The following is a 17,824-nucleotide window of genomic DNA, read 5'->3' on the forward strand; positions in this document are numbered from 1 at the left end:
TTTTATGAATTTCTCGTTTTAAAAAGCAAGTAAATAAAGTACGGTGCACCGATACCAGCAGTGAACACGCCCGCTGGCACTTCTAATGGTGAAAACAGAGTTCTGCCAATTAAATCGGCGACCATGACAAGAATGCCGCCAATTAATGCACTCGCAGGGAGCAATGCTCCAAATGAGGAACCGACTAATCTTCTCGCCATATGCGGGGCCATTAAACCAACAAAGCCGATCCCGCCGGCAAAGGCAACCGAACCACCAATTAAGGCGGTACTAATCATTAATAAGAGAAACCGTTGTTTTTGCACCTTGCCGCCTAAACCTGTTGCCACCTCATCACCGAGCTCTTGGATATTAATTGTCCGGGCCAAAGCCAATGCAATAATCACGAAGATAACCGTCCATGGAACAAGAATGGCTACATTTTTCCAATTGGATCCATAAACGGTTCCGGTAATCCAGATATTCGCTTGGCTCGCCTGATAAATCGGACCCATGACCATCGTTAAGGTGGTGATTGCTTGCATTAAAGCAGAAATCCCAATCCCAATCAACACCAGCCTGATTGGTGACACCCCATTTTTCCAAGCAAGGAAATAAACTAAAAATCCTACTACTGTTGCACCGATAAAAGCTGCTAAGGGCAGCCAAGCAATACTAACGGTTAAGGAATGATTCTTATCACTAAACATTGCTAAAAAACTAACAACGGCAGCTGCGGCTCCACCGGTAATTCCTAATACATCTGGAGAAGCAAGTGGATTGCGGATCATTCCTTGTAATATGCCGCCCGCAACCGCTAAAGAGATTCCAACCATTAAAGCGACAATAATTCTCGGGAGGCGAAAGGATGTAATAATGAGCTTTTCCATCTCTGGGCCGCCGCCGAATAATACACTTACAACTGTAAGCGGGTTAATCTTCATTTCACCGCTTCCCGTGCTAAAGACAAAAACAAGGAACGCAACGACGAGAAGAATCGTGAAAGTTATGGCAGCTTTTCGATCCATTAAAAAGGACAGTTTGCCATTAAAGAGGCGGAAATTTTTATATTTACTCATCGTCCATTGAACCCCTTTCTTGCGATGTAAATAAAGAATGGAGTTCCAATGATGGCTGTCATAACACCAACAGGCACCTCAGACGGCATGAACATGTATCTTGCGGCAATATCAGCAGCGATTAAGAGAATCGCCCCTAACACACCTGAAAATGGGATGACCCAGCGATGATCGATTCCTACAATCGATCGGGTAATGTGGGGGACTACAATTCCTACAAAACCAATTGGACCGGCGACAGCGACAGATCCGCCTGCTAATAAAATAACAATGATGCCAATTGCGATTTTGAGAAGTCCGGTGTTTAATCCAAGACCCTTGGCCACATCTTCCCCCATGGACAGGATATTCATTTTTCCAGCAATGAACATGGCTCCAATCCAACCAATTCCAATATAAGGTAACACAGAAACAAGCGTCTCTAATTTTCGGCCTTGGACAGAACCTGCCAGCCAAAACAAGACCTGATCAAGCAAGACCTCATCTAACACGAGCAAGCCTTGTGTAAAAGAGGAAAACATTGCTGACATTGCCGCCCCAGCTAATGTAAGTTTCATAGGTGTTAATCCTCCACGACCAGCTGAACCGATCGTGTAAACACTTATGGCTGCAATGGCAGCTCCGATAAAGGCCAGAACACTAAATGCTTGTAAACTATCCACGGAAAACACAGTCATCGCAACGACAACCGCAAACCCGCCGCCTGCATTGATCCCAAATATCCCAGGGGACGCGAGTGGATTTTTCGTTAAAGTTTGCATCAGGACACCGGCAATGGCCAGGCTAGCCCCGACAGCGGACGCGATTAACGCTCTTGGCAGCCTTACGGTTTGAATAATGATATGTTCATTGGATCCGTTATTATTGGTAAATGCATCAACTGCTGTTTGCCAGCTGGTATCGGTGTACCCAAATATGATACTGGCACACATGGCTAACACCATCACCACGACGGCAATTAGGAATCCAATCCATTTTAATGCAGTACTTTTTAATAGCATCTGATGGTAACCTTTCTACCTTATTATTTAATTTAAGTCTATCTCCAATTGATAATGATTGTCAATGACTTTGAAAATCATTTTCATTTAAAAAAAGCGTCTGTTCACAAAAAAAGTTAGTGATTTTGAAAATGATTTTCAATTAAAGCGTTGACATAGGGGTACTTCTCATTTTATGATTAAGTTGTCATTGAAAATGATTATCATTAACAATTAGCTAAGGGGGCTACATAAACAATGAAGGCAATCAAGACAATACTTACTCTTTTCTCTATCATGACCCTTTTCTTATTAGCGGCGTGCGGCAGCAATGAGGAAAAAACGAGTGATGAAACGAAAACTACTGCAGAAAAATCATATACAGTAGAACATGCGATGGGGTCGACTACCATTAAAGGTACTCCGAAAAAAGTCGTGATTCTTACCAATGAAGGAACTGAGGCGTTGCTTGCTTTAGGTGTTAAACCAGTCGGTGCTGTTCAATCTTGGCTTGGAGATCCATGGTACGATCATATTAAAAACCAGATGGACGGCGTTGAGGTTGTTGGGGTTGAAGGTGAAGTCAATGTAGAGAAAATTGCTTCGTTAAAACCTGATTTGATCATTGGAAACAAACTACGTCAAGAACAAGTGTATGATCAACTAAGTGCTATTGCTCCTACCGTTTTTTCTGAAACATTAAGAGGCGATTGGCAGGAGAACTTTAAGTTATATGCAAAAGCCTTGAACCTTGAAGAAAAGGGCAACCAAGTTTTAAGTGACTTTGATAAACACGTTGCAGATTTAAAAGGTAAACTCGGTGATAAAGTGAATCAACAGGTTTCAGTTGTGCGCTTTATGGCTGGTAAATCCCGTATTTATTACACAGATTCATTTTCTGGTGTGATTTTTGATAAATTAGGCTTCAAACGTGCTGCACAACAAGAAGCACTGTTTACTCCTGATAATAAGCTTGGTTTGCTTGCTGTAGAGGTTGGCAAGGAAGTTATTCCTAAAATGGATGGAGACCTTCTCTTCTACTTCACTTATGCGCCACAAGGTGACCAAGCAGCCTTAGATACAGCAAAAGAATGGACAAATGACCCACTTTGGAAAAATTTAAATGCAGTGAAGAGCGGCCATGTGTATGAAGTAAGCGACGCAACATGGAACACTGCGGGCGGCGTTCTCGCAGCCAATATTATGCTCGATGACCTTGAGAAAATCTTAGTTAAGTAATTTTTATAAAAAACCTCCCAGTTTTTTATAGTAGAAAAGAGCGCGGCTTGCCATGGCCTCGCTCTTTTTGTTTTGTATTTTAGATTAGGGGATGTGGGGAATTCCACCGATTCTATGGTTTATTTCGCCGAACTGGATTGGGATTTCGCCGATGTCCTGATTTATTTCGCCAAACTAGTCCGGAATCTCGCCAACTCTTTGATTTATTTCGCCAAACCTGATTGGGAACGACTCAAAATACTGTTCAAGATCGCTATACCGGATGGAATTCCGCCGATTCTCTGATTTATTTCGCCGAACTAGTTCGGAATTCCGCCAATCAAAACCACAATTTCGCAGAAACCTCAACTTATTCCGCCAACCACCCATTTCAAGCACACAAAAAAAGAGCGACCGATTCGTCGCTCTTTTTTTCCAACTTTTATGCCGATGTCGAAAACATGTATTTTTTATAATGATAACGGATTGAAAAGATTAAGCCGAGCCCGAACATGTTCCCCATCAAGGCACTACCACCGTAGCTGATAAACGGTAATGGAATACCTGTAATCGGCAGCACGCCAATCGTCATCCCGATATTTTGGAAGACGTGGAAGGTAATCATGCTGATGACCCCGACACAAATATACGTATAAAAATTATTCTTTGTTTCCATTCCGACCTTAGTTATATGATAAACCAATAAGAAGAACAAACTGATTAATACACTTGCTCCGATGAAGCCATATTCTTCGCCGACGACACTAAAAATAAAGTCGGTCTGGCTTTCTGGTAAATAGACTTCGCGGTTTCCAAAACCTTTACCACCCGTCTGACCCGAGCCGATTGCTAGCAGGGATTTGGTCAATTGATAGGCGTCCGATCCTTGATAGCTATAAGGATCAAGCCATGAATAGATCCGACGGAGCTGATACTCACCCACTCCAAGGTACTTTTCAAGTAAATCCGGTTTCCATAACACAAAATAAAAAATCGTCCCAACTAGGGCAATCCCAGCGGTAAATAGCGGAGTCAAAAGCTTCCATGAGATCCCTGAAATAAAGATCATTCCGAGCATAATAGCAAGAAACACAAGCGCTGTCCCTAAGTCCTGCTTGATGATAAGTCCTAATGGGACCATGGTGACAATCCCGATCTTCACTAACAGCCAGAAATCAGTTTGCATCGTTTTGATCTGGTTCTTTTGATGATGATCTTCAATTACGCGTGCAAGAGCCAGTATAATGAAGATTTTAACAAACTCAGATGGCTGGATAGTTCCCACACCAGGTATTTTAAACCAGTTTTTCGCCCCATTAATGACAGGCGCAATACTCTCCGGCGCTACAATTAAAAATCCCAGCATCAGCAGTCCAAACCCATATGCATACCAGGTCAGCTTCCGTAATTGGTCCGAATCAAGGGTCATAACACCAGTAATAATCCCACTGCCAACCACATACCAGAAAATCTGCTTAATTAAGAAATTCTCCTTGTATTGGCCGCTCGCCTGGGCACTGTAAATCGCTAAACAGCTGGCTAAAAACAGTAATATTAATATAAAAACAAGATTATAATCTAGTTTTGAAGTTTTGTTCGTGTTTGAAGTCATATAGGTTCCACCTTACTAAGAAATACTACATTCCTTCATTATATTTTTAATATCACCAAATCACAACTTCTAAACCGAGAATGGATTAAATTACATAAGAAAGTCCTATTCTTCGAAATAAATCCTCTGCAGCTCCCCTGCCATCCATTCGAGATTACTTGGCACCTGTGGAATTCCGTAGCCAATATATAACGGCGTGGTTACAAATCGTGACACCACCTTGGCATAGATCTTATTTTCGATATGATGAAAAAACAGATTGTAGCTCGTTGCTTTAAACGGAAAGTTGTTCAGGATATAATGAACAGCCGTTTGCAGATAATCGGAGAACCGTTCCTGGTAACAGGAATCATCCATTTCAACATTGAACTCATAAAAGCCCACTCGCGGCTTAGTCGACAAGGTAAATCGGACCCCCTCCTCCTCGGCAATCACAATCCCTTCAAACATTTCATGCGTTACTTTTTCTTTATAATCAATATCGTCCAGGCCGATAATTTGCATATGCGGATGGGAGAGCGTACCTCCGGACAATGGCCCATGGTTTTTGAAAAAAATCACCGATTGATAGCGGCCGGTTGCCTCCATATCTAACCAATGTTTGATTCCAAACCTCATCAATTTATGTAAATGCTCTTTTGGGTAGATGGATAATTCACCTTGACAATCATCCGTTTCAATTAATACCGTTTGAAAGGTATGTTCTAAAACGGGATATTTATTTTTCAAAAGAATAATTGGTTCGTCCACAGCGATAAAGTTGGTCAGTTGATCTCTTTCGCAAAATGGACAGGCCTGGTCTTTGTTGCGTATATTCTCAGGCTTTTGAACACCGATCGACGTATTAAAATGTAGATGTGAATTTTCCAAATGCGTTTCTCCTCTCGAACGAGTATACTTCTATTTTATGGGAGAACGCCTTCCAATTGCACTTATTTTGTTTATTCCACTGATATTTTCATTGACCCAGTTGGTAATTGAATCCTAAAATAGAGGAGAATTTCATGAAATAGATAATTTTAGCATATCTATAAAATGTACAGGCTTATCATTTCTTTAGATTGTGAGGGTAATTATGTTAACAAAATTAGAAGCATTCATTCTTGGGATTATTCAAGGGTTAACGGAATTCTTACCGATTAGCAGTACAGGCCATCTTTATTTAGGAAGAAATTTATTCGGACTTCAGGAAGCTGGGCTCATGCTTGATACCATGCTTCATGTCGGAACATTGCTGGCTGTTTTTGTTTTTTACAAGGATGAATTTATTAAAATCATTAAAAATCCGTTTAGCAAGTTAACCTTTTTGTTGATCGTTGGGACGATTCCAGCGGTAATCTTTGGACTTGCGTTTAAAGATTACATCGATGAAATTTCGAAAACCGGGGTAACGATTGGCTGGGAGTTTTTAATTACGGGTATCTTCTTGTGGATTGCTGATTCCGTAAAAAATGGATATAAAAAAATGGATGATATTAGTTATAAGGATGCCCTCATTATTGGTACTTTCCAGGCCGTCGCAATTATGCCAGCAATTTCTCGTTCAGGGATGACGATCGTTGCGGCACTTTGGCGAAAATTAGACCGTGAAACGGCTGCGTATTTTTCCTTCTTATTATCTACTCCCGCAATTGTAGGTGCGATTGTCTTGCAAACGAAGGATTTACTTGAAGGTCAAGGTGAAGAAATTTCCCTATCGGCATTGCTCGTCGGTATTGCTGCCTCTGCCGTGTTTGGATACGTTGCGGTTAAGTGGATGATTGGGTACTTAAAAAATCACTCATTAAAACCATTTGCCATTTATGTTTGGGCATTAGGGGTACTCGTACTATTTTTCCAATTTACAGGTAAATTTTAAGAGTTGTTCAGGCAGGGAAAGTTAATGTGCAAATAAATGTCCTCAATCCGCAAATAAGCACCTTCAATCCGCAAAAAAAAAAGGGATTTTAGCAAATAGAAGTATAATTTTTTCAAAAATGGCAGCGAAAAAGCGGCTCGATCCCATTCGAGCCGCTTTTTTTACAATGAAACAGGAAGTTTTGCCATTTCTCTGGCCGCTGCTGCAGCTTGTTCTTTCGCTTTTGCCATAATTTCAGGAATTTGTTTTGGAAAATGATCCATTCCTTCCGCATAAATGGTCTCCATTAAATCAAAGCCGAGGAATTCAAGTGCTTTGCTTAAATAACGATCGCCCATTTCAAAATCGACCATTTTACCAATGGAATATATGCCTCCGCGCGTTTGAATGTGAATCGCCTTTCTGCCAGTAAGGAGACCCTCTGCCCCATGTTCAGAGTATGTAAATGTTTTCCCAGCAATAAATAAACAATCCATGAAGGACTTCAAAATGGCTGGTGCACCAAGGTTCCAGATTGGGGTGACGAACACATAGTAATCTGCATCTATAAACCGGTCTGCAAGTGCATGCATTTTTTCAAGTTTGGTCCGCTCATCTTCGGAAAGTTGCTCTTTTGTATAACCCATAAATGATAATTTTGCACGTGCGTATAATAAATCCATGTCTATCTCAGGGATATCCATGCTATATAAGTGCATATGTTCAATTTCCACATCTAGCTGTTCCTTTTTGAACTCCTCTAGAAATACTTCCCCGATTTGCATCCCTTTTGAAAGTTTTATATCCTTCTTTGGATTTGCCGTAATATATAGAAGCTTTGACATATAGATCCCCTTTCCTTACCCTGCAATATTTTCTTCTATTCCTATAGTACAATAAACTTCTTTGCTCACGAATGAACAATCAGTGAAATTTATGAATTTAATGTGAAAACTGCCTGCTAACTTGAACAAATCATGACAATTCCAAACAAAACTCAACGAAACTTAACAATCCTTAACAAAAGTCACTTTTAGTATGCTATTCTTTTTATAAAATAAAAAATGGAAAAAGGAGGGTGACTTATGGAAGAAAAAGCTTATACTCCCGATGAGGTGGCCCAACTCTTTCAAATCTCAAAACATACGGTTTATGAGCTAATTAAGAGAGGTGAACTCCAGGCATTCAAGATTGGTAACAAAATGAGAATTGAACACGCAGAGCTGGAACGATTTAAAAATAATACAAAAGCTCCTGCTAAAAAAAGTCCAACGGAACCAACTGGGACGACCAGTAATCCGGCCCCATCAATCCGATTATCTGGCAGTCACGACTTTCTCGTGGAACATTTTGCGAAACAAGCAGCTACTTCCTTAAACTTGCAAATTCAACCATCATACATAGGCAGTCTCGAAGGGTTAATGATTTTATACCGGGGGCAATGTGATATTGCTGCGATTCATCTTTTGGATCCAAACTCACAAGAATATAACTTACCTTTTATCCATCAACTGTTTGTATATGAATCCATTCTGGTAATTAGATTGGCAGCAAGACAGCAAGGCTTTATTGTCGCGAATGGCAATCCGAAAAACATTCAGGATTTTTCTGACTTAACGAATAGCGATGTTCAATTTGTAAATCGCCAAAAAGGGGCAGGGACACGTTTCTTACTAGACTCAAAGCTTTCTAGTTATGGAATCGATCCTAGTAAAATCAACGGCTATGGTACGGAAGAATGGAACCATTTATCTGCAGCTTCCTATATAAGCAGGGGCATAGCAGATGTAGCCTTTGGAATTCAGTCTGCCGCAAGCCATTTAGGACTGGACTTCATCCCCGTCGCTAAAGAAAAGTTTGATTTGGTTTTCCGCTTTACCACTGAAAATAAACAAAACTTAACAGACCTCATTCAGTATTTACAATCAACTAGTTTTAAAGATAGTTTAACGGATCTAGAAGGATACGATATTTCTGAATTAGGTAATATCATTTATCAAACTAGTCAAACGGAGGAAACAACCACATGTTAAAAAATCGATATCTTGCTTTCTTATTTGCGATGATGCTATTGGTATTAGCAGCCTGCGGAAATGCAGACTCAAAAGATTCAGCAGAAAAAGTTAAAAAAGATGAACCTAAAGCAGCACCAACTGAGATGATTCTAGCAACAACTACAAGTACACAGGACAGCGGCTTGCTTGACGAAATCATTCCTATGTTCGAAAAAGAAAATAACGTAAAAGTTAAAACAATTGCCGTAGGGACAGGACAAGCATTAGAAATGGGGACCAAAGGGGAAGCTGATGCCCTTCTAGTTCATGCTCCGGCAGCTGAAAAAGCAGTGGTCGATGCAGGCGATGCGATTAACTATAAACGCGTCATGTACAATGATTTTATTTTAGTAGGACCAAAAGAAAATCCAGCTGGTGTTAGCGGTGATGACATCAACGCGGCTTTCAAAAAATTAGCTGAATCTAAAGCTACGTTTGTTTCTCGCGGTGATGATTCTGGTACACACAAGAAAGAACTAGGGATCTGGGATGCAAATGCCATTAAACCTGCTGGCGAATGGTATGTGTCAACAGGACAAGGGATGGGTCAAACATTACAAGTGGCTGCAGAGAAAAAAGGCTATGTCTTAACAGACCGCGCTACATGGCTGGCTCAAGAGAAAAATTTAGACACCCTTCAAATCGTCGTTGAAGGCGGCAAAGATTTAATGAACATCTATCATGTAATGCAAGTTAATCCAGAAAAACATGATAAAATTAATAGCAAAGATGCTGAAAAGTTTGTAGAATTTATGGTAGATGCGAAAACTCAAGATGTGATTGAATCATTCGGTAAGAAAGAATTTGGCCAATCCTTATTCAAAAAATATACAGAATAGTTGACATGGAGGCCCTTTTGTAAGGGTCCTTCTGTTTATGCAGCTTAAGAAAAACCTGGAGGCACTTGAGATGGAACTACTCATTGATGGACTAAAAAAAGCAATAGACATGATCATTTCTGGTGATCCCGAAGTATTGGTGATCACTTGGCTGACGCTAAAAGTTTGTCTATTTTCCATTCTGATTAGTACCCTGATCGGATTGCCTCTAGGTATTTTTCTTGGATTAACTAGATTCAAAGGGCGAAGAGTTCTATTGCTGTTCATCAATATTGGATTAGGGCTGCCACCCGTCGTTGCCGGCCTTTGGATTACGATGCTGTTATGGCGCTCAGGCCCATTAGGCGACCTCACTCTGCTCTATTCACCTACAGCGATTGTGATGGCTCAGGTGCTCGTCAGCTTGCCCATTGTCACAAGCTTGACCTGTTCCGCTTTTCAACAAATCAGTGAAAAAATGCTGCTCCAGATTAAAGCACTTGGCGCTACAAAACTGCAAACCCTAATAATTCTCATCAAACAATTAAAAATCGCGATATTGGCAGCGGTCATGGCTGGCTTTGGCCGGGTCATTGCCGAGGTTGGTGCGGCAATGATGGTCGGCGGGAATATTCAAGGTGACACGCGCATCTTAACGACAACGATTGTGATGGAGGTTTCAAAAGGAAACTTCGATATCGCCCTAGCACTATCGTTTATTTTATTGTCGGTTGCCCTCTTAATTACAGCAGCATTAACCTACTTACAGCAAAGGAAGCGAATATCATGAGCCCGTTACTAGAGTTGAAAAATATCACTTATCAAGCCCAAAGTAAAACGATTCTTGATATTCCTAAGTTCCAGATTGGGACGGGAGAATTCCTTGGCATCATGGGACCAAATGGCGCTGGTAAAAGTACGCTGCTAAAATTGCTAGCCTTTCTAGATCAACAAACAAGTGGCGACATTCTTTATCGGGGACAAGCGGTTCCCAAGGGAAATGCTCCGCTAGAATTACGGAGGAAATTCTCGATTGCCCTTCAACAATCCTTACTATTAGACGGAACAGTTTTTCATAACATTGCACTTGGTTTAACCCTACGGAAGGTACCTAAATCGATCATTAAAGAAAAAGTGGAACAATGGATGGACTTGTTTGGGGTTAGTCATCTTGCGAAAAAAAATGCCCTCTATTTATCAGGCGGTGAAGCACAACGGGTCAACCTAGCACGGGCAATGATTGTAGAACCGGAAATTCTGTTTCTGGATGAACCTTTTTCTGCATTAGACTTTCCAACGAAAATTAAATTGATGGAGGATTTTAAGGGAATTATCGAAGCTGCACAAACCACCGCTGTGTTTGTCAGCCATGATTTGATGGAGATTAACTATCTTACCAACCGGCTGGCGATTATTGTTAATGGGGAAGTGAAGCAAGTAGGACCAACCCAGCGTGTTCTAGAACAACCCAATTCCTCCACTGCTCCCTTTTTAAACGAATGGAAAAAGTTTTACCCTGTTGCCCGATAATAAGAGTGGGAAATCCACAAAAGGCCCCTGCATGATGTAGAGGCCTTTTCTATTTTGAGCTAATCTTCCTGCGGAAACCACAAGGTGACGCTAGTTCCCTTATTCAGCTTGCTTTTTACTTTAATGACTCCTCTATGGGCATCCATTAAAGCTTTAACAATCGAGAGCCCGATCCCTACCCCGCCGGTTTTACGATCACGTGATTTATCACCACGATAGAAACGTTCGAAGATATGCGGAATATCAGCTTCTGCCATTCCTGAGCCTTCATCTTGGATACTAAAGCCGACGTAGCCGTCCATTTCCGTTTTTACTGAAAGGGTGACATTTTTTCCTTCCGGTGTATACTTTAGGGCATTATTAAGGATGTTAGATAAGATTTGCATTAAGCGATCCTTGTCTGCTTCAAATAATTCATCCTCTGCAGGTTCAATTATTTGAAGATGGACGCCCTTTTCTTTAAACAATGGCAAGAACATCTCATATAAAGCCGCCAGCACACTTCCTGCATCTAATTCAATTTTTTCCAGCCTCATCTGCGGATTTTCAGCTGCAAGCAGTTTTTCTAATTCATTCACCAGCCTAACTAAGCGCATCAACTCTTCATGTGTGGTCTGAAGCCGCTGCGGTGTCGGCTCCCAAATCCCGTCCTGAAATGCTTCGATTTGACTTCTCAAGGTCGCAAGCGGGGTTCGGAGTTCATGGGCCAAATCACCTGTAAAATGCTTTCTTAGGTTTTCTTCCTTTGCTAACGACACCGCCAGATTATTAAAGGAAATGGCAAGATCCTTTACCTCGGTTGGCAATCCCGATAATGGAATCCGAATATCAAGATTATGATGCTGCAGTTCATTTGCCGCAAACGATAACTTTTGTAACCCTGAGGTGAGCTTTTTTGAAAACAGCATACTAAAAACAATTGCCAATACAATCGTCAAGCAAACGGCTGCATAAATGTATAATTGAATCGTTTGGATAAACGTATTTTCATCATCAATTAAGCCCTTCGGATAGATAGCAACAAGTTTTCCAATAACCTGATTATCCACTCTCAACGTATAGGTCTTAGAATGCCATTCTTCCCCATTCGGAGCAGGTTCTGTTAACCCGAAGCTGTTGAGCATGCCTCGGATGTTGGATGAATCCATTTGCAATTGGCCTAAGCGGTCAAACAGTTGGAAATAGAGCTGCTCGGTCATAGCATGTTCGTGCAAGAGGCCAAATACCGGATCACTTGTGAAGTGGCCATTTTTTTTATAATCCTTTTCAATTTCCGTAATAATTCGGTCAATCTTTTTTTCTCTATTTCGATCCAAGTAGCTGTTAAAACTTTCCTCAAATCCATATTGGATAAAAAAGCTAACAATGATGATCGCAATCATCGAGATAAGTAGTAAGTAAAAAAGTATCTTAGACCGGAGCGTTTGCAGCATCTAATACCCCTCCAAATTTGTAGCCCATTCCAAAAACGGTCACGATAAAATCTGGCTGTCGTGAATCCCGTTCGATTTTCTTCCGGAGGTTTTTGATATGGGTATCAACACTGCGTTCATAGCCTTCATAATACATGCCTTCATCCTGTATCTTTTCAAGCAAATCCATCCGGCTATATACCCGGCCTGGATTCACTGCCATATTGGTTAATAGCTTGTATTCAATTGGCGTTAACGTAATCGAGTCTCCGTTTGCGGTCACTTCTTTTTTAATTAAGTCGATGACAAGCTTTTTGCCATTGAATTCAAGCCGTTCCACTTTCTCAGTCTTTTTTACACGTCTTAAAATCGCTTGAACGCGTACGACGACTTCGCGTGGGCTAAACGGTTTGGTTAAATAATCATCGGCCCCCATTACAATTCCGTTGATCCTGTCATCCTCTGCTGATTTGGCCGTCAACATGAGAATGGGCACATCTGACTCTTTGCGCACGAGACGGCAGACTTCTTCACCAGAAATGTCTGGCAGCATCAAATCTAATATAATTAAGTCGGGGTTTACTGTTTTTACTTTTTTCAACGCATCAATTCCATTATCGGCGCTATGAATTACATAGCCTTCTCTTATTAAATAGGCTTCAAGAACTTCTATGATTCTACGTTCATCGTCTACTAATAATATTTTCACTTTTACCACTCCCCACATATTAAATATATCATTTCGAGTCTGTGATGTTTGTAACTTCACAAATTCACCACAAGTTCTTCATAACATCTTCAATTTTTCCAAGTAAGATGGGGGTGTAGTTAAGAAGAGGCGATCACTAGAAGGACTCCCAAGTTTGTAGTGATCTCCTCTTTGATGAAGTACATGGTCCAAAGTGATCTTACTCATCCCAAATTTAACCTCTCTTTTTTATATAGTTCGGGCGTCCCAGCGGTGGGGCGCCTCCTTTTTTTATTTAAAAAATTTGCTACAATATGAAGCTCTTTTAATACGAATGTTATAGTATGCTATGGGAGAGAGGTGTCGAACATATGAATAAGATATCAATTAAGATTGGCGTTCTTTTCTTTCTAGCAATTTTTATATTGGAAGGCATTTCAATGATTTTTTTGCATAATAATATCATTCATTCCCGGGTGCACGAAGAGCTAACTTCTCTCCAGACACGCGGAAATAATCACCGTGAAATCCTTGAGGCTTCTTTTCATGATGAAACGATCCGGCACATTGCCATGATGGAGGCGCGGACGGATACACAAGTGATTTTAACCAAACCTGATGGAACCATTTATATGTCTTCCAATCGAGTGACAGATGATATGAAGAAGATTATGAGTACTAAACAAAAACAAGTTCCGCACGCGGGATTAATTTTAGAAGATGATTGGAAACATGCGGCCTATATCGCCTCAGTCAGTCCAGTTATGGTTGACAATGCAATTACCGGATATGTCTATATGTTTCAAAATACACAAAAAATCAAAGAGTTGATTTCCGGATTAAACCAGCATTTCCTGATTGCTGGTCTGCTTTCCCTAATGTTCATGATTATTATCATTTTCACTTTAACAAGATATGTCACCCACCCGCTAATTCAAATGAGTGCAGCCACCAAACGAATCAGCAAGGGCGATTTTTCCGTGTCTCTACCGAAGATTGGCAGGGACGAAATCGGTGAACTTGGCGAATCGATTAAGGTATTAGCAAGCGATTTAGAAATTCTAAAAAATGAACGAAATGAATTTCTCGCCAGCATCTCGCACGAACTCCGCACACCGCTAACCTATATTAAGGGATATGCGGATATTGCCCGCCGGCCAGAAACGATTGATGAGGACAGAGAGAAGTATTTAGGAATTATAGTGGAGGAAACTGGCAAGCTATCGAAATTAGTGAAGGAATTATTCAATCTCGCAAAAATGGATGAAAATTCTTTTTCGATTGAGAAGGAAGGGGTTCTTTTACGTCCTTATCTTCAGAGCATCCTTGAAAAAGTAACACCTGCTCTTAAAGAACACCATATGGAACTTGTGCTAGAATGCTCAGATTCTCTTTATCTGTCTCTTGATCCCATGCGATTTGAGCAGGTTATTTTCAATCTCGTCGATAATGCACGTAAATATTCTGAACCGCATACCACTATTCGTGTTGAGGTCAGCAACAGCAGCGGAAAAGTTCATATTAAAATTCAAGATGAAGGAAAGGGAATCCCTGAAAAGGATTTGCCGAGAATTTTTGACCGCTTCTATCGCGTAGATAAATCTAGAACCCGTGCTCTTGGCGGAACAGGACTGGGACTTTCGATTGTTAAACAACTAGTTGAGGCACATGGAGGTACGATTAAGGTAACGAGCAACCCGAATATGGGCACTTCATTTGTGATTACTTTATAACAGAAAAAAGACACCAGGCATGCCCGGTGTCCTTTTTCTGTTTTACTTATGAATCCAAACCGCACCAGCAGAATTGTCTTTCGCTTCGCCGATGACTTGGAACTTGATTGGGTACTGAGCTGGAACTTTTACTCCGGCATCAGGAATAAGTGAGTTAATGTAAGACTTCGTTGAATCAAATGTCGTTACGCCTGGAAGTCCTTTGTAATCATAGATTCCACGAGTTGGTGAATCGGCATACCATGCAGGTGACTTGTCTAATGAGAACGCTGCATCTGCTACTTGGTAGCGAGTTGTTTGAGCGATAGAGTCTACACCATTTAGTTTAAAAACAAGAGCTTCAGGGTGTGAATCAACTACACTTAGGAAACCTTCACTAGGGTGAACACCGCCCCAGTTATCAGTAAATGTATCGTCACCATACCAAACTACTAAACCAGTATTATATTTTGAACCGCGCGAGAATTGTAGAGCAGTATCAGATCCTGCATAGTTTCTCCACTCAAGGTAGTAATAGTGAGGCTTGTTAATCCATCCGTCAGATACTTCGAAGCCGTTTAATGTTACTTTAGCAGTTCCTTCTGCATCGTCTGAGAATGCAACTTGTCCATCAACTGTTAATTGAAGATTGTCAAGTGCGAAACCGTCTGGAGCGAGACCGCCATCTGTTACATAATTAAATACTAGTTTTACTTTCTGGCCAGCAAATTGGCTTAAATCAAGGGATTTGTCTTCCCAATTGCCTTGAGAAGTCTCGTAACCGCCGGCTGTGTTTTGATCACCAATAGTATCTAGTTTTACACTCTTGCCGTCCTCAGTAACAGCATTTACATATAGGTAGTCATAGCCAGTTTCAACTTTATAAAATTGTTTGTAATCAAACTTTGCATTAGCAGCATTTGGTAAGTCAAATACTGGAGTCTCTAATACTGTATTAAGGTCATCGCCTTTTGTACTATAGTAGTATTTTGCTCCAAATGCAGGAGCAATACCAGGAACCTTTTTCTTAGGTAAGTTTACCTTAACGATTCCAGGGTTCTTTGATTTTGTAACACTTTGGTCAATAACAGCAGCTAGTCCATTTTTATCGATATCTTCATAGTTTACTTCGGTAATATTTGCCCAGTTGCCGCCGATAGTTTTTTGGTAGAATTCTTTGACTTGGGGTGAAAAGCTTGGCGGCTGTGTCCCAGCAATATGACCGCTCCAGCTTCCGCCGCTCATGATGGACCATTGAGCTACCGAATCACCATTGCCTGTGTATTGTGTATCATATTCATCAGGGGCACCTAAATCATGGCCATATTCGTGTGCGAAAACACCGACTGCACCGTCCTCAGGCTCAACAGTATAGTCATAAGCAGCCATTTTGCCGCCCCAGTAACCTACTGCAGCTGTAGTGTTATCTACTGGATAAACACCATTTAGAGTCCAACGATGTGACCAGATCGCATCATCTCCAACCACTCCGCCGCCAGCTTCCTGACCAACTCCAGCATGAAGAACCATCAAGTGGTCTACTAAACCATCTGGCTCGTTTTGGTCACCGTCACCATCTAGATCATATAGGTCAAATTTGTCATAATCAGCTAAATTGATTCCGGATTTTACAGCTGCATTTAGTGCATCCTTAACAAGTCCGCGTGCACCTACTTTTCCAGGAGCATTATCATGTCCCCCTGACGGATTGTCACCGCCATAATCAGCAGCCATTCCTGGTACAGTCAACCAATCAGATACCGTACCATCAACCGTGTAACTGCCGCCTGATTGCTCTTCATAATATTGTTTAAATGTTTTAATCTTATCACCGTTGAAGAGAGTGAAATCTTCATCGCCAAACAACATCTTTTCATAGTGCTCTTTATTAAAATCATCAGCATACATATAACCAGCTTCTTGTTCTACATTATTGTGTTTTAAGTCTGCATATTCGACAAGAAGGACTAGTACTTTGTCTTCTCTGACAGAGCCATCATAGGCGGATTGTTTAGCAGAATCTACTTTTACAGCACCTGTTGGTTTGCCTTTTTTAAAGTTTTCATGACCTTTATCAAGCTGCTTAGCAAGCTTGTCCTTTTGCTTTGTCACAAAGTCTTTTGCTTTTAGATCAAAAGCCTGCTGTTCTTTTGTAAGAGCTTTATCAGTTTTACCTGGCTTTTCACCCTGTTTTTTCTTTATGTAGGCTTTTGCTGCTTTTGTAATTTCTGCTTTAGATGCGTTCTTCGCAACTAGCCCTCTCTTTTGCAACGCAGCACCTAGTCGATCGATATCAACAATATTCAAATCGATTGGAGCTGATGAAACTGTTGTTGCTGCAGATGCCGGTTTTGGAGCAACCGTGCTTCCAGCGAATGCGCCTGCGAACATGGTAGTAGCTACCATTGTACTAGCCGCGAGGCTGGATAAGACCTTTAAAGTGGTTTTCTTTTTCAAATCTTAAACCCCCTAATTTATTTATAGTTACATCGTTCTTCTCTATGAACGGTGCTTTGCTAGTTTATCAAATTAGCGTGAAAATTGTAAATAGTCTTAATTTAGTGAAAAATGCTTATATTAAGCACTATATTGTACCTAATAAATGTAAAAAGAGAATTTTTAATAAGAAATTAAACCCAGAAAAAGAGTTATTAAATATGCCTTTTATCCTTACTTTTCATGTTGTTTGAAAATTACCTCAGAAAACGAAAGTTTCGGCAACCGAAATTTAAGTAAATAGACCTATCGAAACCTAGTAATATATTTAATTCATCTTATAAAATGTAAAACTCATCAAAAAAAAACCTTATCATCATTTTGATAAGGTTTCAGATTGTCGACAAAAGGGGTTCGGAATGTTTACATTCCGAACCCCTTTTGACTTTTTCACTGTTTTTCCACCTAT

15 protein-coding genes are annotated in these 17,824 nt (G+C 40.7%); 7 read left to right on the forward strand and 8 right to left on the reverse strand.

The genetic code is table 11. The features are described 5' to 3' along the window. Positions 1–2: 2 nt before the first annotated feature. Together FS608_RS21855 and FS608_RS21860 are read right to left on the reverse strand one after the other, a co-directional pair. Positions 3–1,058: a FecCD family ABC transporter permease gene (locus FS608_RS21855; protein WP_144554691.1), complete on the reverse strand. Its 1,056-nt coding sequence runs from the start codon at positions 1,056–1,058 to the stop codon at positions 3–5. Continuing rightward, the gene (locus FS608_RS21860) at positions 1,055–2,059 is read right to left on the reverse strand and encodes a FecCD family ABC transporter permease (RefSeq protein ID WP_144554692.1); all 1,005 of its coding nucleotides are present in this window, start codon (positions 2,057–2,059) and stop codon (positions 1,055–1,057) included. The genes FS608_RS21855 and FS608_RS21860 overlap by 4 nt, the downstream gene beginning before the upstream one ends. A gap of 237 nt (positions 2,060–2,296) precedes the next feature. Here FS608_RS21860 and FS608_RS21865 point away from each other — a divergent pair, with 237 nt between their 5' ends. Continuing rightward, entirely contained in the window at positions 2,297–3,277 is a 981-nt protein-coding gene (locus FS608_RS21865; RefSeq protein ID WP_144554693.1) for an ABC transporter substrate-binding protein, read from the forward strand. Between the two features lie 421 nt (positions 3,278–3,698). On the opposite strand, the gene FS608_RS21870 is transcribed toward FS608_RS21865, so the two are convergent. Further along, positions 3,699–4,868, reverse strand: a complete 1,170-nt coding sequence (locus FS608_RS21870; protein ID WP_144554694.1) for an FtsW/RodA/SpoVE family cell cycle protein — start codon at positions 4,866–4,868, stop codon at positions 3,699–3,701. Positions 4,869–4,973: 105 nt separating this feature from the next. Further along, positions 4,974–5,738, reverse strand: coding sequence for a DUF4931 domain-containing protein (locus FS608_RS21875; protein ID WP_144554695.1), 765 nt, complete (start codon positions 5,736–5,738; stop codon positions 4,974–4,976). Between the two features lie 205 nt (positions 5,739–5,943). Between FS608_RS21875 and FS608_RS21880 the strand changes: the two genes are divergently transcribed. After that, positions 5,944–6,726 (forward strand): undecaprenyl-diphosphate phosphatase, encoded by a 783-nt coding sequence (locus FS608_RS21880; protein ID WP_144554696.1) that lies wholly within the window; start codon positions 5,944–5,946, stop codon positions 6,724–6,726. Positions 6,727–6,887: 161 nt separating this feature from the next. Here the strand turns inward: FS608_RS21880 and FS608_RS21885 are convergent, their stop codons facing one another. After that, positions 6,888–7,550, reverse strand: a complete 663-nt coding sequence (locus FS608_RS21885; protein WP_144554697.1) for an FMN-dependent NADH-azoreductase — start codon at positions 7,548–7,550, stop codon at positions 6,888–6,890. A 240-nt stretch (positions 7,551–7,790) separates the two neighbouring features. Here FS608_RS21885 and FS608_RS21890 point away from each other — a divergent pair, with 240 nt between their 5' ends. The 4 genes from FS608_RS21890 (at position 7,791) to FS608_RS21905 (ending at position 11,107) form a co-directional block, all read left to right on the forward strand. Continuing rightward, positions 7,791–8,738, forward strand: coding sequence for a substrate-binding domain-containing protein (locus FS608_RS21890; RefSeq protein WP_144554698.1), 948 nt, complete (start codon positions 7,791–7,793; stop codon positions 8,736–8,738). After that, positions 8,732–9,598 (forward strand): ABC transporter substrate-binding protein, encoded by an 867-nt coding sequence (locus tag FS608_RS21895; protein ID WP_144554699.1) that lies wholly within the window; start codon positions 8,732–8,734, stop codon positions 9,596–9,598. Before FS608_RS21890 ends, FS608_RS21895 begins: the two co-directional genes overlap by 7 nt. A gap of 70 nt (positions 9,599–9,668) precedes the next feature. Continuing rightward, the gene (locus tag FS608_RS21900; RefSeq protein WP_144554714.1) at positions 9,669–10,367 is read left to right on the forward strand and encodes an ABC transporter permease; all 699 of its coding nucleotides are present in this window, start codon (positions 9,669–9,671) and stop codon (positions 10,365–10,367) included. Then, the gene (locus FS608_RS21905; protein ID WP_144554700.1) at positions 10,364–11,107 is read left to right on the forward strand and encodes an ABC transporter ATP-binding protein; all 744 of its coding nucleotides are present in this window, start codon (positions 10,364–10,366) and stop codon (positions 11,105–11,107) included. The genes FS608_RS21900 and FS608_RS21905 overlap by 4 nt, the downstream gene beginning before the upstream one ends. Before the next feature lie 59 nt (positions 11,108–11,166). Here FS608_RS21905 and FS608_RS21910 read toward each other — a convergent pair whose 3' ends face one another. Together FS608_RS21910 and FS608_RS21915 are read right to left on the reverse strand one after the other, a co-directional pair. Continuing rightward, on the reverse strand, positions 11,167–12,540 hold the full coding sequence (locus FS608_RS21910) for a HAMP domain-containing sensor histidine kinase (RefSeq protein WP_144554701.1): 1,374 nt from the start codon (positions 12,538–12,540) through the stop codon (positions 11,167–11,169). Continuing rightward, a complete protein-coding gene (locus tag FS608_RS21915; RefSeq protein WP_395947807.1) occupies positions 12,518–13,228 on the reverse strand; it encodes a response regulator transcription factor in 711 nt (236 codons plus the stop codon). Before FS608_RS21915 ends, FS608_RS21910 begins: the two co-directional genes overlap by 23 nt. Before the next feature lie 350 nt (positions 13,229–13,578). Here FS608_RS21915 and FS608_RS21920 point away from each other — a divergent pair, with 350 nt between their 5' ends. Beyond that, positions 13,579–14,940, forward strand: a complete 1,362-nt coding sequence (locus tag FS608_RS21920) for a sensor histidine kinase (protein WP_144554702.1) — start codon at positions 13,579–13,581, stop codon at positions 14,938–14,940. A 42-nt stretch (positions 14,941–14,982) separates the two neighbouring features. Here the strand turns inward: FS608_RS21920 and FS608_RS21925 are convergent, their stop codons facing one another. Further along, positions 14,983–17,325, reverse strand: coding sequence for an immune inhibitor A domain-containing protein (locus tag FS608_RS21925; RefSeq protein WP_144554716.1), 2,343 nt, complete (start codon positions 17,323–17,325; stop codon positions 14,983–14,985). Positions 17,326–17,824 lie beyond the last annotated feature (499 nt).

Source organism: Bacillus sp. X1(2014) (genome assembly GCF_007678255.1).